The sequence below is a fragment of the Micromonospora rhizosphaerae genome, from assembly GCF_900091465.1.
In the GTDB taxonomy this organism is placed as follows: Bacteria; Actinomycetota; Actinomycetes; order Mycobacteriales; family Micromonosporaceae; genus Micromonospora; species Micromonospora rhizosphaerae.
This window is the reverse complement of record NZ_FMHV01000002.1, coordinates 389,744-415,271: the sequence shown is the minus strand read 5'-3', so window position 1 is coordinate 415,271 and position 25,528 is coordinate 389,744. Positions and strand designations below refer to the sequence as shown.

The following is a 25,528-nucleotide window of genomic DNA, read 5'->3' as shown; positions in this document are numbered from 1 at the left end:
TCCCAGCACCTGGGCCGCCTCGTTCGAACGGGCAGTGTCCGCGGCGGGAAGGGGCTCGCCCTCCTCCCCTTCCCGTGTCCCCACGGCCACCCCGCGCGGGTGCTCCCCGGGCCCCCGCCGTTATGGTCGGCCGGACCGTCGGCTCTGAAGGGGGAGAACATGTCGGACGCGGAGCTGACCGTCGAGGTGACCGGCCGGGTGGCGACGGTGGTGATCCGGAACCCGGGCCGCCGCAACGCGATGACCGCCGCGATGTGGCGGCAGTTGCCGGTGCTGCTCGACGGGCTGGAAGCGGACCCGACGGTGCACGCGCTGGTGCTCACCGGCGCCGACGGCACGTTCTGCGCCGGGGCGGACCTCGGCGACCTGGACGAGCTGCTGGACGCCGGTGACGCGAGCATCGCGGTCGTCGCCGAGGAGCGGCTGGCCGCCTTCCCCAAGCCCACCGTGGCCGCGATCGAGGGCGCCTGCGTCGGCGGCGGCTGCCAGCTCGCGGTCGCCTGCGACCTGCGGATCGCCGCGGCGGACGCCCGGTTCGGCGTACCCCCGGCGCGGCTCGGGCTGGTCTACCCCGCGCCGACGACCCGGCGACTGGCTCGGCTGGTCGGGCCGTCCGCCGCCAAGCACCTCCTCTTCACCAGCGAGCTGATCGACGCCGAGCGGGCGCTGCGGGTCGGCCTGGTCGACGAGGTGCTGCCGGCTGACGGGCTGGCGGCCCGGGTCGAGGCGATCACGGAAGCGGTCGCGCAGCGCTCTCGGCTGACCGTCGCCGCGGCCAAGGAGATCATCGACGGGCGGGTCGACGACGCGCGGATCGCCTGGTGGCACGGGCAGGTCCGGGCCAGCGGCGAGGCCCGCGAGGGGGTGGCAGCGGCCAACGAGCGCCGGCCGCCGCGCTTCAGCTGGGCTCCGCCCGGCCGTCCCTGACCGTCGCTTGACCGGCCCCCGTCGACGTCACCCCACCGCCCGCCGCGCCGTGGCCGGACCGGCTCCGGGTCCTCGTCGAGTTCCCCTACATGGCCGAGACTGCGCAGGCCGCGCGGCGGGTCGGACGCAGCGAGGAGTTCGGTGGCGGGCTCGACATCGTGCTCCGCGGGCTGGCCGCTCAATCCGACCGCGATTGAGCCCGGATGCAGGCCGTGCCCGAGGGTAAGCGGCGCGCTCGGGCCCCGGCAGCCAGCCACAACAACCGTGGCGGCGCTGCGCGGGGTCACAATGCCGTGGCCGCCCAGGCGAGCGCCTCGTCCAGGTCGCCAGCCACCGGAAACGACGACTGAGTGCCTGGACGGGCCACGCTGGAGGTCGCGCATGCACAGCCCAGCCGTGCGGCGGCCGTGGGTGACAGCCCGGCAGCGAGCCCGTACGAGAATGCCCCGACGAAGGCGTCCCCGGCGCCGGTAGTGTCCACCACCCTCGTCTTCGGCGGCGTGATCCGAACGACGGCTCCAGAAGCGTCGAAGACGGCGGCACCAGCCTCGCCGAGTGTCGCCACGAGTCTGACGCCGAGGCGTTGCGCCACCTCCGCGACCGTCGCGTCCGTCGGGGCGCTGCTGACATCTTCCGCCGCCTCAGCTCCCGCCAGGAAAGCGAACTCCACCTCGTTGGGGACGAGCCAGTCGGTGACAGCGAGCAGTTCGGTGCTGATCTCCGCGGCGGGCGCGGGGTTCAGGACGGTGACCGCGCCCCGCGCCTTGGCGGCTTGAAAGCCAGCGGCAGTCACGGCCTGGGGAACCTCGAACTGCCCGACGACGACGTCGACCCGGGGGATCGACTCGACCGCGGTCTTCGCTTGATGTTCGGTCATGTAGGCGTTCGCGCCCGGAACACAGACGATCCGGTTGTGTCCGCCGGCCTCCACCCAGATCGGTGCCACCCCGCTGCTGGCCTCCGGCGTGCGCGTGACGTAGGTGGTGTCGATCCCGGCCGCACGGAAGTTGTCCACGGTCATGTCGCCGAAGACGTCCGTGCCGAGGCAGCCGACCATCCAGACGTGAGCGCCGAGTCGTCGTGCCATGACCGCCTGGTTGGCTCCCTTGCCGCCGAAGCCGAGGGCGAAATGGTCACCGATCAGGGTCTCGCCGGCGTCCGGGACCCGCGACATGTACGAAATCATGTCGATCATCGTGCTGCCGATGACGACGATGCGCGCCCCTTCGACAGCGTTCATGCTGTGCGGTTCCAGGCCGGGGAGTGGCTGCAAACTCATGCGTCGTCTCTCCGCGTGGTCGGATCTGAGGGATCTTTCTCCAAGTGCTTGACGGGATGCTCGCACGGATCTAGCGTCCACTGCAATCGATACCAGGTTTCGATTTCAGAGGACGTGACCCGCGATGTCTGAGGCGACGATTGGCGACGTGGCCCGTCGTGCCGGCGTCTCCGCGACGACGGTCTCGCGGTTTCTCGCAGGTCAGTCGGTCCGCGCGGCCGACACGATCCGGGCGGCCGTCGAGGAGCTGGACTACCGTCCGAGCCCAGTTGCACGCAGCTTGCGCTCGGGGCGTACGAGATCGATCGCGCTCGTCGTTCCCGACGTGACCAACCCGTTCTTCGCCGCGGTGGTGAAGGGCGCGGAGGCGGTGGCACGGCAGGACGACTACAACCTGTGCCTCTACAACACCGACGAGAACGTGGACCGGGAGGTTTCCGTCCTCGCGGATCTTGTCGGCCGCGTCGACGGGCTCATCCTGGCGCCGACGGTCGAGTCCGACGAAGCGCCGTTGCGCGCACATCAAGCTGGTCTGCCCGTCGTCTTCCTCGATCGCGAGATCGGTGGGTCCCCGATGTTCGACGCCGTGCTGGTCGACAATGCCGGAGGAAGTCGACGTGCCGCGGAGCATCTTCTGGATCTCGGTCATCGGCGGATCGCGATCGTCAACGGCACCAAGCACTCGACCCCCGGCCGACAGCGCCGCGAAGGCTTCCTCGAGACACTGAAATCGCGGGGGGTGGAACCTCCTGAGGCCTACCAGGAGCTTGGCGATTTCCGTGAGGAGAGCGGCTACCAGTCGGTGATGCGCCTCCTCGCGCTGGAGCACCCGCCGACGGCCATCTACGTCACGAACAATCTGATGACGGTGGGGGCGCTGCGTGCTCTGCACGACATCGGCGTCCGGGTGCCGGACCAGGTGTCCCTCGTCGGATTCGACGATCTCCAGCTGGCGGCGTTGTTGCAGCCGCCTCTCACGGTCGTCGACCGCCCTATGGAAGAACAGGGGGCCCTGGCCATGCGGCTCCTTCTCGGCCGGCTGCATGAGACCCAGGACTCGGCGCCGCGTCGGATCGTGCTGGAGACCAAGCTGCTGGTCCGCGGATCGACCGCGCCACCCCGGGATCCAGCACCGATCGCGGCCACCAGAAACGCAACGGCGGCCACCAGACACCCCTTCCACACATCTCACCGACGCCCGACCTGATTGGACATGGACATGCCGACCACTCGCCGTGAATTCTTAACTGCGACCGCGAGAATCCTCGGTGGCGGAGCGCTCTTGGCTGCATCTGGCGGAACTCTCGCTGCCTGCGGCGGAGACCCGACCGATGCCACCTCCGCGGGTGCCAGCCCCGTCACCTTCCAACTCGGCTGGCTCGCGAACGTCGAAAACATGGGCATCTTCATCGCGGACGACGCGGGTTACTTCACGAAGGAGGGCCTGCAGACCACCATCGTCCCGGGCGGACCATCGGTGTCCGTAGGGCCCCTGGTCGCCAGCGGGAAGGCGTTCGTCGGACTCGACTCGGTCGACACCGTCGCCCGGGCGCGTAAGGAGGGCGCCCCGTTGAAGATCGTCGGTGCCACCCTGCAGAAGAACCCCTCGGCCGTGATGTCCCTGGCCAAGAACCCCATTCGTACGCCTCAAGACCTTGTCGGCAAACGACTCGGCGTGCAGCAGTCCGGCATCGAGATCTACAACGCGTTCTTCAAGGCGAACGGCGTGGACCCCAAGTCGGTCAAGTACGTGCCGGTCCAGTTCGACCCGGCTCCCCTGGTCAACGGTGAGGTGGACGCCTTCGCCTCCTTCCTGACGTCTCAGCCCATCCAGCTCAAGCGTCAGGGGATCGAGGCGCAGGCCTTCCTGCTCGCGGACTTTGGCTACGGACTGTGGGCCGACGCCTTTGTCGTCAGCGAGGAAACGCTTGCCGACAAGCAGAAGCGAGCGCGGCTCGTCAACCTGATGCGCGCCAGCGTGAAGGGCTGGCAGGACGCGGTTCAGGACCCTCAGCGCGGGGTGAAGCTCGCCGTCGAGAAGTACGGAAAGAGCCTTCAGCTCAATTCCGCCGAGCAGTTGCTCACCGCTCAGGCGTTCGTCCCGCTCATCTCGACGCCGGAGACGAAGACCAACGGTCTTCTCACCATGTCGAAGGACGGCATCGAGTCCAATATCAAGACGATGGCGTCAGTGGGCATCACCACCTCCGCCGAAGACCTGTTCGACACGACGATCCTGGAAGACGTGTTCCAGGGAAAGCCCACGGTGTAGGTCATGACAACCGGGGACGAGAGCGGGTCCGCGCGGCAGTTCGATCCGTGGACCAAGGTCAGGACGTTGCACGACCTCGCGGCCGACGAGGTCATCTCGGCGTTCCAGAAGGCGGTCCGTCGCGGCGAGCTCGAGGAGGCGACACTGCTCGCCTACGAGATGTACGCGACTAGCGAGGAACTGGAGGAGTGCCTCTGGCATCGGCTGCAGGTGATCTCCGTGGAAGACGTCGGTTCGGGATCCTTCCTTGAACCGGTCATTGTCGACGCGGTCTATCGCATGCACGGACGCGTCCCGCGCGGGCGCGGCGACCGGTTCCTCTTCGCCGTTCACGCCATCCGCCTGCTCGTCGGCAGCACCAAGGACCGGACGTCCGACGAACTGGCCAACTGGGCGGCGGGGGTTGTGCAGAACGGGCAGCGACTGCCGCAGATCCCGGACCATGCGCTGGACATGCACACCCGGCGTGGTCAGGAGATGGGCCGTGACCTGCTCCATTTCCTGGAGACGGGCGCATTTGTGAACAACGAGGTCCCGCACCGGGACACGACCTACCGCGAGTGGCTCCTCGCGGCGGCGAAAGCGGAGCGGAAATGAGCGAGGTTGCGGCGCCCGTCGGCTCGGCGGCCGCCCCGCCAGCAGCGCAGGGGCTTGTCGCCGCCGGCGTGACCAAGTCGTTCAGGATGGGTCGAACCACCGTTCGGGCGCTGAACGAGGTCAACCTGACCACCGCCAGCGGTTCCTTCACCGCCCTCCTGGGCCCCTCGGGCTGCGGGAAGTCGACCCTCCTGCGGATCTTCGCCGGCCTTGAGACCGCCACCTCAGGTCGCGTGCTCGTGCACGGCCAGGACCCCGATCGGGTACGTCGCGATCACCGGGTCGGCGTCGCCTTCCAGGACTCCGCGCTGCTGCCGTGGCGCAGTGTCGAGGCCAACATTCGGCTCCCATACCAGATCGCCGGCCGAAAGGTCGACCCAGCGGAGATCCGTGATCTCATCAAGCTGGTGGGGCTCAACGGCTTCGAGCACGCACGTCCCGGGCAGCTCTCCGGGGGGATGCGTCAACGCGTGGCCATTGCCCGCACGCTGGCGATCAACCCCGACGTGCTCATGCTCGACGAGCCGTTCGGCGCGCTCGACGAGATGACGCGGCAACGTCTCAACCTCGAACTCCAGCGGATCTGGCTCGAGCGCGCGACGACAACGCTGTTGGTGACCCATTCGATCGCGGAGGCCGTCTTTTTGGCCGATCGAGTCGTGGTCATGGCGCGGCGGCCGGGCCGGGTCCTGTCGACGGTCGATGTCGAGCTTCCTCGACCGCGCACCCCGGAGATCCTGCGGAGCGCCGAGTTCCACGCGCTCTGCGACCACCTGGGCGAGTTGCTCTTCACCCAGCAGTCCACCGAAGAAACAGAGCTCTGATGAAACCGAACTCGGCGGTGCGAGCATCCGCCTCGTTGGCGCTTGCCCCGGTGCCTGCGTGGCTGCGACGAGCGCTGCCCGGCGCAGTCGGACTCGGCCTGGTGCTGATCGTCTGGGCCGCGCTCGCAAGCGGCCTCGCCGATCTGAAGGTCATCCCGTCTCCGCTCGACGTGGCGGTCAGGATCTGGCAGGACCGCTCCGCGCACCAAGCGAACATCGCCGTCACACTGCGGGAGGCCATGGTCGGGTACGTCTGGGGCAACCTGGCCGCGATCCTGCTGGCCGTGCTCTTCGTTCGCCTCCCGGCTGTCGAGCGCGTGCTGCTCCGCCTGGCCATCGCGAGCTACTGCGTGCCGCTCGTGGCCATCGCGCCGATCCTCGTCGTCGTGCTTCCCGGTGACGCGCCGAAGGAAGCCCTCGCGGCGCTGTCGGTGTTCTTCACGACGCTCGTTGCCACTGTCGTCGGCCTGCGCTCGAGCGACGCGGCCGCCGTGGACCTCGTCCACGCCTGCGGCGGGTCGGGCTGGCAGACCCTGCGGATGGTGCGGATCCGTGCCGCGCTTCCGAGCCTCTTCGCCGGTCTCCGCATCGCGGCCCCGGCCGCACTTCTCGGGGCGATCATCGGGGAGTACCTCGGCGCGAGCCGTGGATTGGGTGTCGCGCTCGTCCAGGCCCAATCGTCGTTCGAGGTGGAGCGGACCTGGGGGATCGCGCTGGTGATCTCGGCACTGGCCGGGCTGCTGTATGCCGCCACCGCCATCGTCGCCCGGCTGTTGACGCCATGGGCGGGCAAGCAGCTGGATGTGGGAGCGGGCGCCGCCGACGCTGCCGGTCGCCGCGGCGGCAGGATCTCCCGAGCGCTTGAAACCGCCGGCTTCCTGCTGGCGTCCGTGGCCGTGACGCTGGTCGGATGGTACGCGCTGCTTCGGCTGTTCGACCTGAACGGATACTTCGCCAAGACGCCAGCCGATGTCTTCCGGTATGTCGCAGCCGACGCGGACGCCGTGGCGCATCGCCACGAGTTGTGGGTGGCGCTCAAGGTCACGCTGCTGGATGCGGCGATCGGCTACCTCGTGGGCACTGTCGTCGCGGTGGTGATGGCGATCGTCGTGGTGACCATTCGCGCGGTCGAACAGACGATGATGCCGGTCGCCATCGTCCTACGATCGGTCCCGTTGGTAGCCATGGCGCCGCTGATCGCCCTCGTTTTCGGCCGCGGCCTGCTCGGTGTGACGGTGATAGTCGCGCTGGTCGTCTTCTTCCCCACCCTGGTCAACCTCTCCGTCGGGCTGCGCGCGGCGCCGCTGCCCGCCTGCGATCTGGTCACCTCGATGGGCGGTTCGCCGTTTCACACGGTGACCAAGGTGCGCCTTCAGTACGCGCTGCCGGCGCTGTTCGCGTCGGCACGGATCGCCGTACCTGCGGCGATCGGCGGTGCGACCTTGGCCGAATGGCTGGCGACCGGCGACGGCCTGGGCAGCCTGCTCGTCATCGCCTACAGCAGCTCGCGCTTCGGCACCTTGTGGGCCGGAGCGGTACTCGTGGTCGTCGTCTCGGTCGGTCTCTACGCGTTGATCAGTGCCGTCGAGCGACCGGTGCTCCGGCGCTACACACCCCAGTACTCGACGCGCTGAGGCGCCGAGCACCAAGCAGCGGTCAGGCGGAGAGGCTGACGCCGAGGTCTGCGATGAATCGGGTCAGCGCCGCCCGCTCGTGGAACATCTCGACCAGCTTCGCGGACGGCGGCGCGTCGAGCAGTTCGAACGGCAGGGAGGTGAACCCGGCGCGTACGACGAGGCTGCCCACATATCCGTACTCGACATCCTCGGGGGAGGCCTCGACGCCGTACTCCTTCATGCCCGCCGCGAAGGACTCAACGAGGACGTCATGTACATCCGCCAGGTCGGCGGACGCCATCTGTCCGGAATGGACCAGGCCGATCAGGAGCTGGCCGAGGTCGAACCCGATCGCGAGAGGGCATTGGAACGAGATGTCGATGGCGACGAGTTCCCACGGTGCGTCGGCGGGCACCAGAAGGTTCTGCGGACTGGCGTCGCCGTGGGGCACCGCCTGCGGCAGGTTGTCGAGCTGGTCGAGGATGGCCGGCAGCCGGCCGGCGAGACGCCGAAGGTCGGCGCGCAGGGACGAATCAACCGTGTCGGCCAGCAGCGGGTTTCGCCACAGGTCGTCATCGGCGAGCAGCGGCAGCGCTCCGAGGCTGACCCGGCCGTCGGCGTACCCACGCAGGCCCCACCCTGCCGGGTAGCCGGTGCCCTGGACGACCTCAGGGGCGCTGCGCAGCGCCGCGAGTCCGCCCAGCGCCTGCGCCGCTTGGGCGAACCTGGCCAGGTCCCACCCGCCGTCGAGCGCGTTGATGTCCTCCATCCAGAGCAGCAGGCGGTCGTCGCCCAGATCCGTGACCCGGTAGAGCACCGGTAGGCGCATCCCGGCGGGCAGCCGGCCTGCGAAGGACTCATGCCATGCGGCCATCTCCTGCCGCCACGGAAACCAGTCGGCGAACGACTGGCGCATGTCCGGCGGCAGTAGGTGCAGCCGCGGCCAATGCCGCACGTGCTGCAGCAGCTTGACGAAGACCGACCACGGCTGGCCGCTGGCGGTAATGCCGCGAACCCGATACAGGCCGCCGGTGGCCGGCGAGCCCGACTCGTAGGCCACCTCCTCCACCTGCCAGGCGCCCGTCCGCACCGGCTCGCCGACGATGTCGCTCGCAACCGCACACACGTCGTCCGCGCGCAACGTGGGAGTCATCGTGGCACTCCAAAGTAGTAAGGTAAGGCGGCCTGACTATCCTGCCGAGATAGTAAGGTGGCCTTATGAGTTCGGTCAATGAGGAATACCCGACACACGTGTTCAACCTGCTCGGCGGCGCCCTGACGGTGGCCAAGCGCCTGATGGAGGCCGAGATAGCCGATGAGCCGCACGGGCTGCGCGGTTCGCATCTGCGGCTGCTGTCCATGACACCGACCGAGGGCATCCGGCCCACCGAACTCGCCACCCGCGTCGGCATGACCAAGCAGTCCCTCGGCGAATTCGTCGCCGCCCTTCAAGCGGCCGGTTACCTGCGGGTCGAGGTCGACCCCCAGGACCGCCGGGCCCGCGTCGTCAGCCCGACCGACAAGGGAGTGCGTCTGCAACAGCGGATCCTCCAGATCTTCGCCGACACGGAGCAGCGCTGGCAGGATGCGGTCGGCCCACGCCAATGGGCCACCTTCCGCAAGGTGCTCACCCGGCTCGCGGCCGAGAAGTAGTCCCTGGGCCGTGCGCCGGCGCCGGTGGTTCGGGATCCTCCTCCCTGCCCTGGCCCGTCTGGCCGGCTCGCCGCCGCCGACCGGTCAGATGACGAAGACGGGTGGCTCGTGGTCACAGGGCCTCGGTAGTTTCAGTGCTTATGACTGATGACACCTTTCGCGCGGTGGACATCGAGCGGACCAGCGTCGGCCGGTACGTCGCGCGGAACGTACGCGGCGGCTCGATCTCGGTCGGGACGGGCGACGACGACAGTTTCACGCCGGTGGAGCTGCTCTTGGCGGCCATCGGCGGCTGCACCGCAATCGATGTTGACCTGATCACCAGCCGGCGCGCGGAGCCCAGCGAGTTCACCGTGAAGGTGATGGGCGACAAGATTCGAGACGAAGCCGGCGGGAACCGGATGGAGAACCTGAGGGTGGAGTTCGTCGTCACGTTCCCGGACGGCGAGGCCGGCGACGCAGCGCGGGAAATGCTGCCGCGCTCCGTGCAAATGTCGCACGACCGGCTCTGCACGGTCTCGCGCACCGTCGAGCGCGGCAGCCCTGTGTCGACCGTCATCGTTCCCCGCCCCAGTTAGCCCGCCGACTCGGGAGGCAGATGGAGCGCGCTCGGTCTCAGGGCCGGCGGGCGCCGCGCCGGAGGCGTACCCCCGACGCGGCCCCCTGTGCCCGCCGGCCGGCCCGTCACCGCCCGGCGAGCGCCGCCCAGGTCGGCGTCACCGGCTCGCGCCGCAGCGGCATGCCGGCCTCGGCCGGCGTCCGGTCGCCCTTGCGCTGGTTGCACTCGTAGCAGGCGGCGGTGGTGTTCTTCCAGGTGTTCCGGCCGCCGCGCGAGCGGGGCAGGATGTGGTCGATGGTGCTGGCCGGGGCGTTGCAGTACGCGCAGCGCTGGCCGTCGCGCCGCAGCACCCCGCCCCGGGACCAGGCCGGTCCGGTGCTGAACCGCCAGCGGGTCACGACGTACCGGAGGAGGCGGACCACCCGGGGGACCGGGAAGACCCCGATCACCTGGTCCGGCTCGGCCTCGTGGATCTCGGCGACCCGCCGGCAGAGCATCCGGATCGCGTGCTGGACGGTGACCCGGTGCAGCGGGCCGAGGTCGGCGTTGATGACGAGGACGGCGTCCACCGGGCTCTCCCTTCACGATCGGTGGCGGGGCTCAGCGGGCAGCAAAAAAGCCGCCCGGTTCTGGGGACGGGCGGCTCGACGCGTGCGGGCACGCGTCAGTCGGGCCACCCGTTCGACGGACCTTCGGCTCGGCAACCGCCGCTGACCAGCCACGACGGCACGGTGGTGACGTGCGGCATCGACATCGACGGCTCCCGGAGCAGTGGTTGACCTTGCGCGATCACGGTAGATCCGCCCCGGAAGGGCGGGCAACGTATTTCGATCCGCCGTCCGAGCGGCCTCGCCCGGTCAACCCTCCCGGGGCAGCAGGCAGCGCCGCTCGCGGTCGGAGGCGGGCCAGACGTACTCCAGGTCGGGCGGGACGTCACCGAATCGCGGGCGGTAGTACTCGGGGTCCTTGCGCAGCAGCGACGAGCGGTGGCTCAGGTGCAGGTCCGCCCGACCCAGCCAGGGCGGCAGCTCGCCGGCCTCGGCCAGCTCCGCCTGGGTGCGGACGGTGTCGATGCCGCAGGCGGTGGCGAGGTCGGTGGTCATGGTGCCGGCGCAGGTGTCCGCCCGGCCCGGCTCGCACCAGACCGCGCACACGTCCAGCCCGTACCGGGTGAGGGCCTCCTCGTACCCGGCCCACATCCTCACCGCCGGGTGGTTGCGCCAGCCGTAGTCCGGTCGGGTCAGCCCGCGCAGCACCTGGATGGTCTCCACCCGCTGCTTGCCCAGCCGCTTCTGGTCCAGCGTCCGGGCGCTCGCCAGGAAGTCCGGGTACGGGAGGAAGGTCTGCATGCCGCTGCTCTACCCGACGTGGGGTACGACATGCGTTCATGATCGCGGGGCTGCGCGCGCTGCGAGCGGGTGACTACCATCCGGGCATGGTCGAGCCCCTGCGCGACCGTGCCCGCCGCGCTACCGGCTGGCGGCTGCGGATGAACGGAGACGTCCGTCCCCACTACGTGATCTGCGGTTCCGACCCGCTCGCCTACTGGGTGGTAAAGGCGCTGCTCGCGACCGAGTCGCCCGCCGGTCGGGTACGCGTCACCCTGGTCGTGCCCGAGCGACGCCGGTCCGACGGGCCGGACGGCCGCGACGTCGAGGGCCTCCAGGTGATCAGGACCGACCGGCTGGATGAGGCGACGTATCGCCGGGCCGGGCTCACCGGCGCGGACGGCCTGGCCCTGCTGCATCAGGACGACGTCGGCAACATGCACGCGGCGCTCTGCGCCCAGGAGGTCGAGCCGCGGCTGCGCCTGGTGGTCCGGATGTTCAACACCAGCCTGGCCAACGGTCTGCGGCAGCTCTTCCCGGACTCGGCGGTGCTCTCCGACGCCTCGATGGCCGCCCCAGCCTTCGTCGCCGCCGCGCTCGGTGAGCTCGCCCCCACCCATTTCCGGCACGGCGGACGCACCCTCTACGTGGCCCGGCGCGCCGACGTACGCCCCGGCGACGTCGTCTGTGGACTCGCCGTGACCACCGACCCGGCCCTGGTCCGGGTGCTGCCGGCCGACGAGGCGGCGGCCGACGTGGTGCTCGCCGAGGCGACCGGGCAGCCACCCGGCACCGAGCTGGCCGCCCGCCGGCTGGTCCGGGCGCGGCGCCGTCGGCAGCCCGTCGCGGTCCTGCTCCGCGCGATCCGCAGCTTTGCCACCCGCAAGATCGGCATGGCGGTGCTCCTGCTGCTGGCGGTGATCGCGGTGCTCGGCTGGCTGAACGCCCGCGCGGCGGACCTCAACTGGACCGAAGCCCTCTACCTCACCCTGGTGACCACGCTCAGCGGCCAGGACCCGGACGTCACCAAGGCGGCCGCCGCCCAGGTCATGCAGGTGGTGCTCAACCTCGCCGGGCTGGCGCTCATCCCGCTGATCACCGCCGTGGTGGTCGACGGGATCGTCAACGCCCGGCTGGCCCTGCACGCCGGCCGGATCCAGCCGGACCGCTCCGGGCACGTGGTGGTGGTCGGGCTGGGCAACATCGGCACCCGGGTGATGGCCCAGCTGAACGACTTCGGCGTCGAGGTGGTCGCCATCGACAGGAACCCGGACGCGCGGGGCGCCGCGCTGGCCCAGCGGCTCGGCGTACCGCTGATCGTGGGCGACGCGGGGCTGGAGGAGACGCTCGGGGCCGCCTCGGTCGACACCTGTCAGGCCCTGGTGGTGGTCTCCGCCGACGACGGCACCAACCTGCGGGCCGCGCTGAACGCCCGCTCGCTCAACCCCGAAGTCCGGGTGGTGCTGCGGCTCTTCGACGGCGACTTCGCGGAACGGATCCAGACGGCGTTCGGCATCGGCATCTCGCGCAGCGTGTCGTACCTGGCCGCGCCCTCGTTCGCGGCGGCGCTGCTGGACCGGGCGGTGATCGCCACCATCCCGGTCGACCGGCACGCGCTGCTGGTCACCGAGGTGCCGGTGGTCGCCGGCTCCCCGCTCGACGGTCGGCCGCTCGCCGCGGTGGCCCGCCCGGGGGAGGTACGTCTGCTCGCGCACGCCCGGGCCGGGCAGCGGCTGGACTGGTCGGTCGACCCGCGCATGGTGATCAACGCGGGGGACCGGCTGACCGTGGTCGCCCGGCGGGCGGGGCTGAGCGCCCTGCTCCGCGAAACCACCCCACCCCCGCCACCCGCTCCCGCCGGTGCCCCGGCCCCCCGGCAGCCGGAGGAGTGATCCGGGTCAGTCGCGGGCCGCGACGGTGTGGCGGAGGGCGTACCACGCGGCGCCGAGGGCGAGGACGCCGAAGCCGGCGAGCACGCTCGCGGTCGGCAGGCTGACGGCCAGCACCACGCAGCCGACCAGCCCCAGGGCGGCGAGCAGCTGGACCGGTAGCTTGCGGGACGGATCCCGGCCGAGAGTCAGGGCGGAGGCGTTGGTGATCGCGTAGTAGACCAGCACCGTGCAGCTGGAGAAGCCGATCGCGCCCCGCACGTCGCCGAGCGCGACCACCACGACCACCGCGGCGGCGACGGCCAGCTCGGCGCGGTGCGGCACCCGGTACCGGGGATGCACGGCGGCCAGCGCCCCGGGCACGTCCCGGCGGCGGGCCATCCCCAGCAGCGTGCGTCCCACCCCGGCGAGCAGGGAGAGCAGCACCCCGGTCACCGCCACGGTCGCGCCGGCCCGGACCAGCCAGGCCAGGCCGGGCAGCCCGGCGGCGGTCACCACCTCGGCCAGCGGCGCGGCGGAGGCGGCCAGCCGGTCGGCGCCCAGCACGCCGAGCGCCACCACGGCCAGCACCAGGTAGATCGCCAGCACGACGCCGAGCGCCAGTGGCACCGCCCGGGGGATGGTCCGCTCGGGTTCGCGTACCTCCTCGCCGAGGGTGGCGATCCGGGCGTACCCGGCGAAGGCGAAGAAGAGCAGGCCGGCGGCGGTCAGCACGCCGCGGATCCCGGCGTCGCCGAGGTCGCCGATCCGGGCCGGCTCGAGATGCCCGCCGGCGATGCCGCTGACCGCGACCAGGGCCAGCACGGCCAGCACCACGCCCACCAGGACCTTCGTCGCGGTCGCGGTCTTGCCAATGCCGCGCAGGTTCACTGCGGTCACCGCCAGCACCGCGAGGACCGCGACGAGCCGCGCCCGCTCCGGCCAGAGGTACGCCCCGATGGTCAGCGCCATCGCCGCGCAGCTCGCCGTCTTGCCGACCACGAATCCCCAGCCGGCGAGGAAGCCGGCGAACGGGTTGAGCCGCTCCCGGCCGTAGACGTACGTGCCGCCGGACTCCGGGTAGCGGGCCGCCAGCCGGGCTGAGCTGGTCGCGTTGCAGAAGGCGATGAAGCCGGCCAGCCCCAGCGCCAGCAGCAGCCCGGCGCCGCCGGCCGCTGCGGCGGCCGGGGCGAACACCACGAAGACGCCCGCGCCGAGCATCGAACCCAGACCGATGACCACCGCATCGGGTACGGCCAGCCGCCGCGCCAGTTGATCCACGAGCGCAGGCTACGAGGTGGAGATGAACGGACGGTCACGGTCCCGCAGCCGGCCGGGCAGCGGTACCTCGTCCCAGGGCACCCGGTGCAGCAGCCGGTCCAGCAGCAGCCCGAGCAGCAGCCCGGCGATCGAGTCGGTGAGCCAGTGCCAGCCGAGGTAGGTGGTGGTGCAGAACACGATGACCGGCGGCAGCACGCGGACCGCGGTGATCAGGTGGTCCGGTACCGGGCGGTGCAGGGTGCGCAGCAGCGCGGGAAGCAGCAGCGCGAGGATCCCGTACCAGACGATCGAGTTGGCCACGTGCCCGGACGGGTAGGACACCCCGTACGGGCCGTCGGTGTGGAAGATCTGGACGGTGTCCGCCTCCGGCAGGTAGGGCGGCTTGATGCTGGCCGTGGGCGCCGCCCGGTCGGACCAGAGCTTCAGCGGCCCGATGGTCAGGACCGTCAGCACGAACGCGGCCACCGGCGGCAGCACCGGCCGGATCGACCGGGACCGGACGCCCACCAGCACGCCGAGCCCCGCCGCGAGCAGGGTAAGCGGCGTCCCCTGGCCGAGATAGTTGAGCACCCGCGCCACCCAGTACGCCGCCGCCGGCCGGTGCGCGTCCGCCCAGTCGGCGACCGCGCGGTCGAGGCCGAGGAAGTGGCCGGTGGCCAGCGCCACGGTCAGCCCGACCAGGGCGGCGAGCAGCAGCCCGTCGTACCACCACCCGGCCGGCCGGACCGGCCGGCGCCGGACTCCGCGGCGTACTCCCGTGGTCTCCCGCACGCGACCACGCTACCGGCCGCGGACGGCGCGGGACCGGCGCGGGCATCGGCGGTTGTGTGCCCAGCCACGAAGGGAAGCGATCCGGCGGGGTGAGCGTCACACTTGTGCCCGTGCGGATCACCTCGGCTCTCGTGGACCCGGCGCTGCTCGACCTCCCCTGGTCGACCCCGCTGGAGGAGTGGCCTGCTCAGCACCTGGTCGCGCTGCCGCAGGGCATCTCCCGGCACATCGTGCGCTTCGTCCGGCTCGGCGAGTACGTCTACGCGGTCAAGGAGACCGGCGAGCGGGTCGCGGAGCGGGAGTACGACCTGCTCCGGGCGCTGGAGCGGATCGACTTCCCGTCGGTCGAGGCGATCGCCATCGTGGCCGACCGGCAGACCGACGCCGGTGAGCCGCTCGACCCGGTGCTGATCACCCGGCACCTGCAGTTCTCGCTGCCGTACCGGGCGCTCTTCTCCCGGACCCTGCGGCCGGAGACGATGGGCCGGCTGCTCGACGCGCTGGCGGTGCTGCTGGTCCGGATGCACCTGACCGGTTTCTTCTGGGGCGACTGCTCGCTGTCGAACACGCTGTTCCGCCGGGACGCCGGGGCGTTCGCCGCCTACCTGGTGGACGCCGAGACCGGCGCACTGCACAACGCGCTCTCCAACGGGCAGCGCGGCGAGGACCTGGAGATCGCCCGGGTGAACATCTTCGGCGAGGCGCTGGACCTCCAGGCCGCCGGGCTGCTGCACGAGTCGATCGACCCGGAGGTGGTCTGCGAGGAGGTCGTGCAGCGCTACGAGCGGCTCTGGCACGAGATCACCTACGAGCAGCAGATCGAACGGGACGCCCGGCACGACATCGAGGGGCGGATCCGCCGCCTCAACGACCTGGGCTTCGATGTCGCCGAGGTGGCCCTGTCGACGGTCGACGACGGCCGGTACCTGGTCCGCCCGAAGGTGGTCGACGCCGGCTACCACACCCGGCGGCTGCTCCGGCTGACCGGTTTGGACGCCGAGGAGAACCAGGCCCGGCGGCTGCTCAACGACCTGGACGCCTACCGGGTGGAGAGTGACCTGACCGACGAGCAGCAGGCGGCGCACCGCTGGCTGACCGAGGTCTTCGAGCCGGTGGTCCGGGCGGTGCCGGCGCACCTGCGCCGCAAGCTGGAGCCGCAGGAACTCTTCGCGCAGATCATCGAGCACAAGTGGCTGCTCTCCGAGCGGGCCGGCCGGGACGTCGGGATGGCCCCGACCGTGCAGTCGTACCTCTCCGACGTGCTGGTGCACCGCCCCGACGAGCAGGCCGTGCTCGGCGTAGCGGTCCCCACCGCCGGCTGATCCACCGATCTGGCCCGCCAGGCAAGCGACTCACGGGCTGGGGCAGGCGGGTTCTGATCGGGTGCGACGCTGCCTTTGGAGCTGCCCGCACGAACGGGGCGGCTGCCGATGCGCAGGGCCTGGGTGGGGCGGCGCGCCCGGCCCCCGCCACGCCGGCGGCGGTCCGCGCAGCGGGGTGGCGGCGCGTCACTCCAGCCAGGAGCCGGCGCGCATCACCCGCACCACGTTGAGGTCGTCGTCCAGGACCACCAGGTCGGCCCGGAGCCCGATCTGGAGAGCACCGAGCTTGTCGCCCAGGCCGATCGCCCGCGCCGGGGTGGTGGCCACCATCCGGCAGGCGTCCGGCATCGGAATGCCCGCGGCGACGGCGTGCCGCAGGGCGGCGTCCATGGTCAGCGTGCTGCCGGCGATCGCGCCGTCCCGGGTCAGCCGGGCCACCCCGCCGGCCACGGTGACGGCCTGGCCGCCCAGCTCGTACTCGCCGTCCGGCATGCCGGCGGCGGCCATGGCGTCGGTGATCAGCGCGGCCCGCTCCGGGCCGGCGACCGAGGTGGCGAACGCGAGCATGCCGTCGTGCAGGTGGACGCCGTCGGCGACCAGTTCGCACACCACGTTCGGCGCGTCGAGCAGGGCCACCACCGGCCCGGGCTCCCGGTGGTGCACCGGACGCATGCCGTTGAACAGGTGGGTGCCGACGCTCGCGCCGGCGGCCACGGCGGCCCGCGTCTGGTCCCAGGTGGCGTCGGTGTGACCGACTGCGGCCACCACGCCCTGCGCGGTGAGCAGCTTGATCGCCGCCAGCGCGCCGTCCCGCTCCGGGGCCAGGGTGACCATCCGAACCGCCCCCGCGCCCAGCTCGATCAGCTCCGTCAGCTCCGCAATGGACGGCTCGCGGAGGAACTCCGGGTTCTGCGCGCCGCAGCGGGCCGCGGACAGGTACGGGCCCTCGAAGTGGATACCGGCCAGCACGCCGGAGTCGACCAGCGGGCGATACGCGGCGGTGGCGTCCCGCATCAGCTCGAACGGGGAGCTGACCAGGCTGGCCAGCAGAGTGGTGGTGCCGTGCCGCAGGTGGAACGCCGCGGCCTCGCGGGCCGAGTCGGCGTCGCCGGTGGTGAAGGTGTGCCCGCCGCCGCCGTGGGTGTGCATGTCCACGAAGCCCGGCACGATCCAGTGCCCGTCGCGCACCGACGGGTACTCGGCGACGGCCCGGATCCGGTCACCCTGGACCTCCACGCAGCCCTGCCGGATCACGCCCGTCGGCGTCACGACCTTGCCGCTCACCCGCAGGGTCATCGGGTCCTCCTACCGCTCAGGTCGGGTCGGGGCCGGGCGTCCAGGGCCAGCAGGGCGGCGCCGAGGCAGCCCGCCTCGTCGCCCAGCGCCGCCGCGACCAGGCGCGGCTCCTGGTGGAAGGTCATCCGCTCGCGCAGCGCCACGCGCAGCGGGTCGAGCAGGCGGGGACCGGCCTGGGCCAGGCCGCCACCGATCACGATGGTCGCCACGTCGAAGAGGGCCTGGCCGGTGGCGAGCCCGTCGGCGAGTGCCTCGACGGCCTCCCGCCAGACCCGGCCGGCCAGCGGCTCACCGGCTGCGGCCCGGTCGGCCACCTCGGCGGCGGTGGCGGGGAACCCGGCCAGCTCGGCGTACCGGCGGCCGATCGCGGCGGCCGATGCCACCGCCTCCAGGCAGCCGGGGCGACCGCAGCCGCAGCGCGGGCCGCCGGGGCGTACCAGGATGTGACCGATCTCCCCGGCGGCGCCGTGCGCGCCGACGGCGGCCGACCCGTCGACCACGTGGGCGGCGGCGATGCCGGTGCCGATGGCGACGAAGAGAACGTGGCCCGCGCCCCGTCCGGCACCGAGCCGGGCCTCCGCCAGGCCACCGGCGCGCACGTCGTGCCCGAGCGCCGTCGGCAGGCCGAGCCGCGCCACCGCCAGGTCCCGCAGCGGTACGTCCCGGAAGCCCACGTTCGCCGACCAGACCGCCACGCCGCGGGCCTCGTCGACCACGCCGGGTGCGGCGATGCCACAGGCCACCGGTTCCAGCCCCTCGGCGCGGGCCTTGCCGGCCAGCCCCTCGGCCACGTCGAGGATGGTGTCGACCACCGCCTCCGGGCCGCGCCCGGCTCCGGTCGGGTGGCGCTCGGCGTGCACCGTGGCGCCGTCGGGGCGGACCAGGGCGCACTTCATCCCGGTGCCGCCCACGTCCAGCGCGAGGACGACCTGAGTCACGCCAACACCACGGAACGGGTCAGATGGCGCGGCGCGTCCGGGTCGAGGCCCCGGTTGCTGGCGAGCGCGACGGCGAAGCGCTGGGCCAGGATCAGGTCGGCCATCGGGTCGAGGGGATTACGCCCGGCGGCCCAGCTGGTCAGCACCGTGCGGCAGCCGTGCGTGCGGCAGTGCACGAGAGCGGCGCCGGTGGCCGCGACGTCCTCCGGCAGCCCGTCCGGCAGTTCGCCGAACGCCCAGACCACCCGGCCCGGGGCGGCGATGGAGATCGGCCCGTGCCGGTAGTCCATCGCCGGGTACGCCTCGGCCCAGAAGGTGGCCGCCTCGCGGCACTTCAGCGCGGCTTCCTGGGCCAGCCCGATCGTCCAGCCCCGACCGAGGAAGGTGACCTGCTCGATCCCGCCCGGGTCGATCGGCAGCGGGGCCCGGACGGCCACCTCGGCGTCGGCGGCCAGCGCGCCCACGTTGTCGCCGAGGTGGGTGCGGAGCAGGGCGAGGGCGGTGGTGGCGAAGCGGGTCTGCACCACCGACCGCTCGTCGGCGAAGGGCATGGTCACCGCCGCCTCGGCCAGGTCGACCGCCGGGGAGCCGGGGTCGCCGACGAGCACGGTGGTGGGCAGCTGTCCGCGCAGCGCGGCGAGGAGCTCCAGCACCTCCGTGGTGGTGCCGGAGCGGGTGATCGCGATGAGCCGGTCGTAGCGGCGGCCGGCGGGAAACTCGCTGGCCTGGAAGGCGTCGGTCTCGCCCTGGCCGGCGCGCTCGCGCAGCCCGGCGTACGCCATCGCCATGAACCACGACGTGCCGCAACCGACGACGGCGACCCGCTCGCCGGGGCGCGGGAGACGATCGGTGACGGTCGGGGCGAGCTGCGCGGCCTCCCGCCAGCAGTCGGGCTGGCTGGCGATCTCCGCGGGCACGTACGCCATGACAACTCCTCGCAGGGGGAGATCGTGCGCAATACGGCTCGTTATGGCCGCCTTTCGCGCGTTATTCTGCGCGAGCCCGGTAGCCGTGGCAACCGGCTCCCAGATCGCGCAGGTCAAGTTTTTGCGCGCTCGTAGTTTCGCGCACTACTGTGCACGCAATCAATCACCGTTCGTGCAGAGTCAGTGGAGGCCCCCGCGGTGGACCGGTACGCCCGATGGAACGCGCTGCTCGAGATGCTGACCGACAGCGGCCGGGTCAGCGTCGAGGCGGCGGCCGAGCGCCTGGACGTCTCCCAGGCCACCATCCGGCGTGACTTCGACCAGCTCGCCCAGCAGCAGATGATCACGCGGACCCGGGGCGGCGCGGTCGCCAACGGCGTCTCCTACGACCTGCCGCTGCGCTACAAGACCGCCAAGCACTCGGCCGAGAAGCAGCGGATCGGCGCGGCCGCCGCCGCCCTGGTCTCGCCGGGCACCGTGGTCGGCCTCAACGGCGGCACCACCAGCACGGAGGTGGCCCGCGCCCTGGCCGTCCGGCCCGACCTGAACACCAGCGCCGAGGGTGCCCAGCTCACCGTCGTGACCAACGCCCTGAACATCGCCAACGAGCTGCTGGTCCGGTCGCGGATGAAGGTGGTGGTGGCCGGCGGCGTGGTGCGGCCGAAGTCGTTCGAGCTGGTCGGCCCGCTGGGCGGGGCGCTGCTGCGCGAGGTCACCCTGGACGTCGCCCTGCTCGGCGTGGACGCGATCGACCCGCAGCTCGGCGCGGCCGCCCACCACGAGGGCGAGGCCGCGATGAACAGCCTGATGGTGGCCCGGGCCAAGCGGGTGGTCGTCATCGCCGACTCGTCCAAGCTGGGTGGGCACGCCTTCGCCCGGATCTGCCCGGTGGACCGGATCGAGACGCTGGTGACCGACTCCGGCGCGTCGCCCGCCGTGGTGCAGGCGTTCCGGGACGCCGGCGTCCACGTCGTCTGCGCCTAGGTGTAGGAAGGGCCCCGCGACGCGCCGCTGGGTGCCGGGTACCGCCCGGCGGCCGCATACCCCGTACGGTGACCCCTGTCACAGGAGCTCGTTCGGGGGAGGTCAGCTTGTCGGCTGTCCTGGAGACAGAGGGTCTCCGTAAGACGTACCGAAGTCGTCGGCGCGGGGTTCGGCACGCGCTCGACGGCTTCGACATGCGGGTCGAGGCCGGGCAGGTGCACGGCTTCCTCGGCCCCAACGGCTCGGGCAAGACGACCACGCTGCGGACGCTGCTCGGACTGATCCGGCCCGACGGCGGCCGGATGGCGATCCTCGGCCAGGAGGTGCCGGAGGCGCTGCCTACGGTGGCCGGGCAGGTCGGCGCCATCGTGGAGAGCCCCCAGTTCTTCCCGAACTTCACCGCCCGGGACACGCTGTCCCTGCTCGCCGAGGCCGGCGAGGTGCCGCGGCAGCGGATCGACGAGGTGCTGGAGCTGGTCGGGCTGCGCGATCGGGCCGGCGAGCGGGTCAAGACGTACTCGCTCGGCATGAAGCAGCGGCTCGCCGTCGCCTCGGCCCTGCTGAAGAACCCGAGGCTGCTCATCCTGGACGAGCCGGCCAACGGCCTTGACCCGGGCGGCATCCGGGAGATGCGTACGCTGATGCGCAACCTCGCCGAATCCGGTATGACCGTGGTGCTTTCCAGCCACATCCTCGGCGAGATCCAGCTGATCTGCGACTCGGTCACCATCATCTCGCTGGGCCGCCGGGTGGCCTTCGGCCCGGTCGGGGAGGTACTCGCGCAGCACTCCACCGGCGGGCTCCGGGTGCGGTTGGAGGCGGTCACCGACCTGCCGGCCGCCGCCGACACGCTGATCCGGGCCGGGATCCGGGTGACCGGACACGCCGACCACCTGACGCTCGCCGGGGTGGACAAGCCGGCCGCGGTGACCCGGCTCCTCGCCGAACAGGGCCTCTATGTCAGCGAGCTCGCCCCGGTCGCCGTCGACCTGGAGAGCGTCTTCCTCGAACTGACCGCCACCGCGCCGGTACCCGGCCAGCACCGGCAGGTCGACCAGTCCACGAAGGTCGGCGGGCCGGTGCAGCCCGACGCGACCACGGGAGTGTGGGGCGCGTGAGTCTCTACCGTACTGAGCTGCGCCGGCTGGCCAAGCGGCGCTTCGCCCGCTGGCTGACGCTGCTGGGCCTGCTGGTCCTGGCGGCCGTGGTCCTCGGGGTCTTCTTCACCAACTCCAAGATCGACGCCGGCGCGCGAGCAACCGCCGAGCGCCGGGCCGAGCAGCAGTACCAGGAGCAGGTCCGCTTCATCGAGCAGGAACGCGTTGCGTGCGAGCAGGCCAAGGCCGCCGGTACGGCGGACAACGGCCGCTTCCCTCCGGAATGCTCGATGATCTCGCCCCCGCCGCGGGAGGCGTTCCAGGCGCAGTGGTTCCTCCCCCCGAGCTTCGACTTCCGAAAGGACTTCGGCTTCCTGCTGCTGCCGTTGGCGGCGATCCTCTCGCTGGTCGGGTTCGTCGTCGGCGCCTCCTTCGTCGGGGCGGAGTGGAACACCGGCGGCATGATGAACCTGCTGCTGTGGCGGCCGAAGCGGCTGAAGGTCCTGCTCACCAAGCTGGCCGCGCTGCTCACCGGCCTGCTCGCGTTGGCGGTGCCGGCCACGGCGCTCTGGTTCGGCAGCTTCTGGCTGGTCGCCATGTTCCGTGGCAGCACCGACAAGATGACCTCCGGGGCCTGGCAGTCGTTCGCCCTCACCGGACTGCGCGGGTTGGTGCTCGCGCTGGTCTCCGCGACGCTCGGCTTCGCGCTCGCCTCGCTCGGGCGGCACACCGCGATGGCGCTGGGCGGGGCGGTCGCGGTGATGGTGGTGGGCCAGTTCGGCCTCGGCATCCTGCTGACCATGGCCGGGGTGCGCTTCGCCGAAGCGTGGCTGCTGCCCACGTACGCGCTCGCCTGGATGCGGAAGAAGGTGACGCTGGAGAACTGGGAAGCCTGCAAGGCCACCCCCTTCGGCGAGTGCAGGCCGGAGACCCTGGACATCACCTGGCAGCAGTCCTCCGTGCTGCTGGCCGTCGGGGTGACGGTGATCCTCGGCGCGGCGCTCTGGGCGATGCGGCGGCGCGACATCTCCTGAAACCGAGCGGTCACGTTCGGGCACTGTCGTCCGATGCGGTCGCGGCCGGGCCTGGTTAGGCTGGTGTCCCCGGTCGGCCTCGTGCCGCCCGTCAGCCCGTACGAGGAGCGCCATGCAGCCCGCCGACCCCGCCGCCACCACTCAGCCGGCCGCGGCCGACCGGGGCGGGGAACAGGTTAGGGCGGTGGGCGACCCCGGGCCGTTGGTTCCGCCGCCCCGCTCGGCACCGGGCAGCGAAGGTGTCGCCGTCCCACAGCCTCGAACCGCGTCGGAGGCGCTCACCGACGACGGCCCGGAGTCCGAGCACGAGCCGGTCGTGGACCCCCCCGCTTCGGGCGCCGGGCTCACCGCACGGGAGCGGGACATCCTCGCCTTCGAGCAGCAGTGGTGGAAGCACGCCGGGGCCAAGGAGCAGGCCATCCGGGACACCTTCGGGCTCTCCGCGACCCGCTACTACCAACTCCTCAACGCGTTGCTCGACCATCCGGCCGCGCTGGCCGCCGAGCCGCTGCTGATCGGCCGGCTGCGCCGGTTGCGGTCCTCACGCGCGCGCAACCGGCGTCGGTGACCTGCCGCGAAGCGGCGGGCCGCGCCGGCATGTCGCCCGCCGGTCCGGGTAGGCGGGCGGCGAGGGAGGGAGCGCACAGATGGGGGCACCAGACCGCCGGTACCCGACCGGGACCCGACCGGCGCGGCCCGTCGGGGCGGCGCCCATGATGCGGGTACGCTCCGCCTCCGTCCCGGCGCCGGGCCGGCTGGAGAACGAGGACGTGGTCTTCCGGTTCGGCCCGCTGGTCGGGGTGCTCGACGGGGCGACCGTGCCGGAGGGCTTCGACACCGGCTGCGTGCACGGACCCGCCTGGTATGTCCGGCACCTCGCCGCCCGGATCGGCCTGGCGGTCGCGGCCCGGCCGGCGGCAACTCTGATGAGCAGCCTGGCGGCGGCGATCCTCGCGGTTCGCGCCGATCATGGGCTCGGCTGCGACCTGGACCATCCGGGCACCCCGTCGGCCACGGTCTGCCTGCTCCGAGAGGGCGGCGAGCAGGTCGACTACCTGGTGCTCTGCGACAGTCCGCTGGTGCTGGACGTCGGAGGCCAGGTGAGCGTGGTCTCCGACGACCGGCTGGAGGTCGCGATGGCGGAGCTGCGCCGCACCGCGGCCGGCCTGCCCGGGGGCGAGGTCGATCCGGTGACCCGGTTCCGGCAGGCGGTCATGGTGCAGCGGGAGCGGATGAACAAGACGCACGGGTACTGGGCGGCCGCCACCGACCCGGACGCGGCGTACCACGCGCTGACCGGGACGCTGCCGCTGCGCGGGCCCGGGGCGCTGCGCCGGGCGGCATTGCTGAGCGACGGCGCCTCCTGCGCGGTCGAGCAGTTCGGGCTCTTCGACTGGGCGGGGCTGCTGGACGTGACGGCGGCCGAGGGCCCCGAGGGGCTGATCGGCCGGGTCCGGGCCGCCGAGCGCGACCACCCGGACCGGCTGCGCCGGCGGAAGCGGACCGACGACGCCTCGGTGGTGTTCTGTGAGTTCGACCCGGCCGACTGAGCCGGTCGCGGGCGCGGGGACGGCCGGCCGACAGCGGAGCGTGAGGTGGAACACGGACGCGGTCCGACCGGCTGGTACGGCCCGACGGACCGCCAGTCCGTGCCCAAAGGGCTGGACTCGGGCCGGTAGGGGCGGCAGACTGCGGCACGTGACGGGTGCGGTGCGGCTGGAGCCGGTGGACGAGCGGAACCTGGAGCCGTTGCTGTCAGTAGCGGCCGCCGAGGCGGAGCCCGAGGACGTCATGCCCCCGGTCGACGCCCCGGCCGGCTGGTCGCTCGCCCGCCGCGAAGCCTTCCGGGACTTCCACCGGGCCAGCTTCGGCGGTCTGGACGGCGCCACCCGCACCCGGATGTACGCCATCCTGGCCGGCGGCGAGGTGGTCGGCATGGTGCGCATGAGCCGGTGCGACGAGCCCGGCACAGTGGAGACCGGGATGTGGCTCGGTCGTTCGGCCCGGGGTCAGGGTCTCGGCGCGGCGGCGCTGCGGGAGCTGCTGAACGAGGCCGCCGGGGCCGGGATGCGTACCGTCGTGGCGGAGACGACGCCGGACAACACCGGCGCGATATCGGTACTCAAGAAATGCGGCGCAAAATTGCGCGAGGACGACGGCAAGGTGCGCGCCGAAATGTGTCTGGATTCGACTCTCCCGGCCCTCTGAGCCCGCTTGCTTGCCGCTCGTTAAATATCGTCTCCTCCCTGCTCGACGCAACCTCTCTGACCGTTTTACGCGGTTCTGTCCGGAGCCCGGCGGCGTATCCGAATACGCCGTGACGGGCGCCTCGGTAATTGCGTCTAAATGTTTCGCGAGTATGCCGTGGGGTACTGCCCGCCGGGTCCGCAAATACGGGACGCCCGGTCGCAGGCCCTTCTCGCTATCCCCGGTAGCTGTCTGCCTGCCTGCCCACCTGCAGCCGGTGCCCGCGTCCGCCGGGGAGCGAAGGAGAGCTGATGAAGAGCGGAGCACGGATCGGACTCGCGGTCGGCCTGGGCTACGTCCTCGGCCGTCGGAAGAAGTTGCGGACCGCCCTCACCCTGGCCGCCGCGGTGGCCGCGGGGCGGGCCAGCCGTAACCCCGGCGGGCTGCTGAAGTACGGCTCGGACCTGTTGACCGCGTCCCCCCAGCTGAGCACTCTGGCCAAGCTCGGCGGGCCGCTGGCCACGGCCGGCAAGGCCGCGGCGACCGTCGCCGCCGGCAACGGCATCGACGCGCTGAGCGGCAAGCTGCGCGGCGGCGCGGACGCGCTGCGTCGCAGGTCCGGCACCGAACAGCCGGAGCAGGGCGTTGCCGCGGACGAGCGGTCCGCGCCCGACGAGGAGCAGGAGCTCGAGGACCAGCCGGAGGCGCAGGATGCCGACGAGGACCGCGCGGAGCGGCCGGTCGTCGTCCGTGGGCGGAGGCGGTGACC

The 25,528-nt window shown here is 72.0% G+C and carries 26 protein-coding genes; 17 read left to right on the top strand and 9 right to left on the bottom strand.

Annotation, left to right across the window (positions count from 1 at the left end):
- Nucleotides 1-159 precede the first annotated feature (159 nt).
- The gene (locus tag GA0070624_RS02070) at nt 160-927 is read left to right on the top strand and encodes an enoyl-CoA hydratase/isomerase family protein (protein WP_091336144.1); all 768 of its coding nucleotides are present in this window, start codon (nt 160-162) and stop codon (nt 925-927) included.
- Between the two features lie 283 nt (nt 928-1,210).
- Here GA0070624_RS02070 and GA0070624_RS02065 read toward each other — a convergent pair whose 3' ends face one another.
- The gene (locus GA0070624_RS02065) at nt 1,211-2,206 is read right to left on the bottom strand and encodes a ribokinase (protein WP_091336142.1); all 996 of its coding nucleotides are present in this window, start codon (nt 2,204-2,206) and stop codon (nt 1,211-1,213) included.
- Between the two features lie 124 nt (nt 2,207-2,330).
- Between GA0070624_RS02065 and GA0070624_RS02060 the strand changes: the two genes are divergently transcribed.
- The 5 genes from GA0070624_RS02060 to GA0070624_RS02040 all read left to right on the top strand — a co-directional run bounded on the left by GA0070624_RS02060 (nt 2,331) and on the right by GA0070624_RS02040 (nt 7,533).
- Complete coding sequence (locus GA0070624_RS02060; protein WP_091336140.1) at nt 2,331-3,413, top strand: LacI family DNA-binding transcriptional regulator; 1,083 nt, start codon at nt 2,331-2,333, stop codon at nt 3,411-3,413.
- Between the two features lie 6 nt (nt 3,414-3,419).
- On the top strand, nt 3,420-4,478 hold the full coding sequence (locus tag GA0070624_RS02055) for an ABC transporter substrate-binding protein (protein ID WP_091336138.1): 1,059 nt from the start codon (nt 3,420-3,422) through the stop codon (nt 4,476-4,478).
- Between the two features lie 66 nt (nt 4,479-4,544).
- Nucleotides 4,545-5,075, top strand: a complete 531-nt coding sequence (locus GA0070624_RS02050; protein WP_218105097.1) for a hypothetical protein — start codon at nt 4,545-4,547, stop codon at nt 5,073-5,075.
- Nucleotides 5,072-5,899: an ABC transporter ATP-binding protein gene (locus tag GA0070624_RS02045; RefSeq protein WP_091336134.1), complete on the top strand. Its 828-nt coding sequence runs from the start codon at nt 5,072-5,074 to the stop codon at nt 5,897-5,899. The genes GA0070624_RS02050 and GA0070624_RS02045 overlap by 4 nt, the downstream gene beginning before the upstream one ends.
- On the top strand, nt 5,899-7,533 hold the full coding sequence (locus GA0070624_RS02040; protein WP_091336131.1) for an ABC transporter permease: 1,635 nt from the start codon (nt 5,899-5,901) through the stop codon (nt 7,531-7,533). The genes GA0070624_RS02045 and GA0070624_RS02040 overlap by 1 nt, the downstream gene beginning before the upstream one ends.
- Before the next feature lie 22 nt (nt 7,534-7,555).
- Here GA0070624_RS02040 and GA0070624_RS02035 read toward each other — a convergent pair whose 3' ends face one another.
- Nucleotides 7,556-8,668, bottom strand: coding sequence for an aminoglycoside phosphotransferase (locus GA0070624_RS02035; RefSeq protein ID WP_141714916.1), 1,113 nt, complete (start codon nt 8,666-8,668; stop codon nt 7,556-7,558).
- 98 nt (nt 8,669-8,766) lie between these two features.
- Here GA0070624_RS02035 and GA0070624_RS02030 point away from each other — a divergent pair, with 98 nt between their 5' ends.
- Both GA0070624_RS02030 and GA0070624_RS02025 read left to right on the top strand, forming a co-directional pair.
- Entirely contained in the window at nt 8,767-9,168 is a 402-nt protein-coding gene (locus GA0070624_RS02030) for a MarR family winged helix-turn-helix transcriptional regulator (RefSeq protein ID WP_176731559.1), read from the top strand.
- 140 nt (nt 9,169-9,308) lie between these two features.
- A complete protein-coding gene (locus GA0070624_RS02025) occupies nt 9,309-9,746 on the top strand; it encodes an OsmC family protein (RefSeq protein WP_091336125.1) in 438 nt (145 codons plus the stop codon).
- Nucleotides 9,747-9,852: 106 nt separating this feature from the next.
- Here the strand turns inward: GA0070624_RS02025 and GA0070624_RS02020 are convergent, their stop codons facing one another.
- A complete protein-coding gene (locus GA0070624_RS02020; RefSeq protein ID WP_091336122.1) occupies nt 9,853-10,296 on the bottom strand; it encodes an HNH endonuclease in 444 nt (147 codons plus the stop codon).
- Nucleotides 10,297-10,584: 288 nt separating this feature from the next.
- Nucleotides 10,585-11,076: an MSMEG_6728 family protein gene (locus GA0070624_RS02015; RefSeq protein WP_091336120.1), complete on the bottom strand. Its 492-nt coding sequence runs from the start codon at nt 11,074-11,076 to the stop codon at nt 10,585-10,587.
- Between the two features lie 86 nt (nt 11,077-11,162).
- On the opposite strand from GA0070624_RS02015, the gene GA0070624_RS02010 reads away from it, so the two are divergent.
- Nucleotides 11,163-12,947, top strand: coding sequence for a potassium channel family protein (locus tag GA0070624_RS02010; protein WP_425413483.1), 1,785 nt, complete (start codon nt 11,163-11,165; stop codon nt 12,945-12,947).
- 6 nt (nt 12,948-12,953) lie between these two features.
- On the opposite strand, the gene GA0070624_RS02005 is transcribed toward GA0070624_RS02010, so the two are convergent.
- Together GA0070624_RS02005 and GA0070624_RS02000 are read right to left on the bottom strand one after the other, a co-directional pair.
- Nucleotides 12,954-14,204, bottom strand: coding sequence for an APC family permease (locus tag GA0070624_RS02005; RefSeq protein WP_091336118.1), 1,251 nt, complete (start codon nt 14,202-14,204; stop codon nt 12,954-12,956).
- A gap of 9 nt (nt 14,205-14,213) precedes the next feature.
- Nucleotides 14,214-14,975, bottom strand: coding sequence for a phosphatase PAP2 family protein (locus GA0070624_RS02000; RefSeq protein ID WP_091336116.1), 762 nt, complete (start codon nt 14,973-14,975; stop codon nt 14,214-14,216).
- A 110-nt stretch (nt 14,976-15,085) separates the two neighbouring features.
- Between GA0070624_RS02000 and GA0070624_RS01995 the strand changes: the two genes are divergently transcribed.
- A complete protein-coding gene (locus GA0070624_RS01995) occupies nt 15,086-16,297 on the top strand; it encodes a DUF4032 domain-containing protein (protein WP_425413482.1) in 1,212 nt (403 codons plus the stop codon).
- Nucleotides 16,298-16,483: 186 nt separating this feature from the next.
- On the opposite strand, the gene nagA is transcribed toward GA0070624_RS01995, so the two are convergent.
- From nagA to GA0070624_RS01980, 3 genes are read right to left on the bottom strand one after another with little or no spacing between them, the layout of a single operon-like run.
- Nucleotides 16,484-17,593, bottom strand: a complete 1,110-nt coding sequence (gene nagA / locus GA0070624_RS01990; RefSeq protein ID WP_091336112.1) for an N-acetylglucosamine-6-phosphate deacetylase — start codon at nt 17,591-17,593, stop codon at nt 16,484-16,486.
- A complete protein-coding gene (locus GA0070624_RS01985) occupies nt 17,590-18,531 on the bottom strand; it encodes an ROK family protein (protein WP_281180943.1) in 942 nt (313 codons plus the stop codon). Before GA0070624_RS01985 ends, nagA begins: the two co-directional genes overlap by 4 nt.
- The gene (locus GA0070624_RS01980; protein WP_091336110.1) at nt 18,528-19,457 is read right to left on the bottom strand and encodes an SIS domain-containing protein; all 930 of its coding nucleotides are present in this window, start codon (nt 19,455-19,457) and stop codon (nt 18,528-18,530) included. The genes GA0070624_RS01985 and GA0070624_RS01980 overlap by 4 nt, the downstream gene beginning before the upstream one ends.
- Nucleotides 19,458-19,655: 198 nt before the next feature.
- Between GA0070624_RS01980 and GA0070624_RS01975 the strand changes: the two genes are divergently transcribed.
- The 7 genes from GA0070624_RS01975 (at nt 19,656) to GA0070624_RS01945 (ending at nt 25,526) form a co-directional block, all read left to right on the top strand.
- A complete protein-coding gene (locus GA0070624_RS01975; RefSeq protein WP_091347950.1) occupies nt 19,656-20,441 on the top strand; it encodes a DeoR/GlpR family DNA-binding transcription regulator in 786 nt (261 codons plus the stop codon).
- A 107-nt stretch (nt 20,442-20,548) separates the two neighbouring features.
- Nucleotides 20,549-21,559: an ATP-binding cassette domain-containing protein gene (locus GA0070624_RS01970; RefSeq protein WP_091336108.1), complete on the top strand. Its 1,011-nt coding sequence runs from the start codon at nt 20,549-20,551 to the stop codon at nt 21,557-21,559.
- The gene (locus tag GA0070624_RS01965; RefSeq protein ID WP_091347947.1) at nt 21,556-22,572 is read left to right on the top strand and encodes an ABC transporter permease subunit; all 1,017 of its coding nucleotides are present in this window, start codon (nt 21,556-21,558) and stop codon (nt 22,570-22,572) included. The genes GA0070624_RS01970 and GA0070624_RS01965 overlap by 4 nt, the downstream gene beginning before the upstream one ends.
- Nucleotides 22,573-22,684: 112 nt before the next feature.
- A complete protein-coding gene (locus GA0070624_RS35500; RefSeq protein ID WP_245718623.1) occupies nt 22,685-23,140 on the top strand; it encodes a DUF3263 domain-containing protein in 456 nt (151 codons plus the stop codon).
- Nucleotides 23,141-23,219: 79 nt separating this feature from the next.
- Nucleotides 23,220-24,122: a hypothetical protein gene (locus GA0070624_RS01955; RefSeq protein WP_091336106.1), complete on the top strand. Its 903-nt coding sequence runs from the start codon at nt 23,220-23,222 to the stop codon at nt 24,120-24,122.
- A gap of 148 nt (nt 24,123-24,270) precedes the next feature.
- A complete protein-coding gene (locus GA0070624_RS01950; protein ID WP_091336104.1) occupies nt 24,271-24,780 on the top strand; it encodes a GNAT family N-acetyltransferase in 510 nt (169 codons plus the stop codon).
- A gap of 290 nt (nt 24,781-25,070) precedes the next feature.
- Nucleotides 25,071-25,526 (top strand): hypothetical protein, encoded by a 456-nt coding sequence (locus GA0070624_RS01945; protein WP_091336102.1) that lies wholly within the window; start codon nt 25,071-25,073, stop codon nt 25,524-25,526.
- The last annotated feature ends 2 nt before the right edge of the window (nt 25,527-25,528 follow it).

What these genes read in the sequence shown, in the direction of transcription:
- GA0070624_RS02070 (WP_091336144.1), top strand. Translation starts at nt 160, where the DNA reads ATGTCGGACGCGGAGCTGACCGTCGAGGTGACCGGCCGGGTGGCGACG.
- GA0070624_RS02065 (WP_091336142.1), bottom strand. Translation starts at nt 2,206, where the DNA reads ATGAGTTTGCAGCCACTCCCCGGCCTGGAACCGCACAGCATGAACGCT.
- GA0070624_RS02060 (WP_091336140.1), top strand. Translation starts at nt 2,331, where the DNA reads ATGTCTGAGGCGACGATTGGCGACGTGGCCCGTCGTGCCGGCGTCTCC.
- GA0070624_RS02055 (WP_091336138.1), top strand. Translation starts at nt 3,420, where the DNA reads ATGGACATGCCGACCACTCGCCGTGAATTCTTAACTGCGACCGCGAGA.
- GA0070624_RS02045 (WP_091336134.1), top strand. Translation starts at nt 5,072, where the DNA reads ATGAGCGAGGTTGCGGCGCCCGTCGGCTCGGCGGCCGCCCCGCCAGCA.
- GA0070624_RS02040 (WP_091336131.1), top strand. Translation starts at nt 5,899, where the DNA reads ATGAAACCGAACTCGGCGGTGCGAGCATCCGCCTCGTTGGCGCTTGCC.
- GA0070624_RS02035 (WP_141714916.1), bottom strand. Translation starts at nt 8,668, where the DNA reads ATGACTCCCACGTTGCGCGCGGACGACGTGTGTGCGGTTGCGAGCGAC.
- GA0070624_RS02025 (WP_091336125.1), top strand. Translation starts at nt 9,309, where the DNA reads ATGACTGATGACACCTTTCGCGCGGTGGACATCGAGCGGACCAGCGTC.
- GA0070624_RS02015 (WP_091336120.1), bottom strand. Translation starts at nt 11,076, where the DNA reads ATGCAGACCTTCCTCCCGTACCCGGACTTCCTGGCGAGCGCCCGGACG.
- GA0070624_RS02010 (WP_425413483.1), top strand. Translation starts at nt 11,163, where the DNA reads ATGGTCGAGCCCCTGCGCGACCGTGCCCGCCGCGCTACCGGCTGGCGG.
- nagA (WP_091336112.1), bottom strand. Translation starts at nt 17,593, where the DNA reads ATGACCCTGCGGGTGAGCGGCAAGGTCGTGACGCCGACGGGCGTGATC.
- GA0070624_RS01980 (WP_091336110.1), bottom strand. Translation starts at nt 19,457, where the DNA reads ATGGCGTACGTGCCCGCGGAGATCGCCAGCCAGCCCGACTGCTGGCGG.
- GA0070624_RS35500 (WP_245718623.1), top strand. Translation starts at nt 22,685, where the DNA reads ATGCAGCCCGCCGACCCCGCCGCCACCACTCAGCCGGCCGCGGCCGAC.
- GA0070624_RS01955 (WP_091336106.1), top strand. Translation starts at nt 23,220, where the DNA reads ATGGGGGCACCAGACCGCCGGTACCCGACCGGGACCCGACCGGCGCGG.
- GA0070624_RS01945 (WP_091336102.1), top strand. Translation starts at nt 25,071, where the DNA reads ATGAAGAGCGGAGCACGGATCGGACTCGCGGTCGGCCTGGGCTACGTC.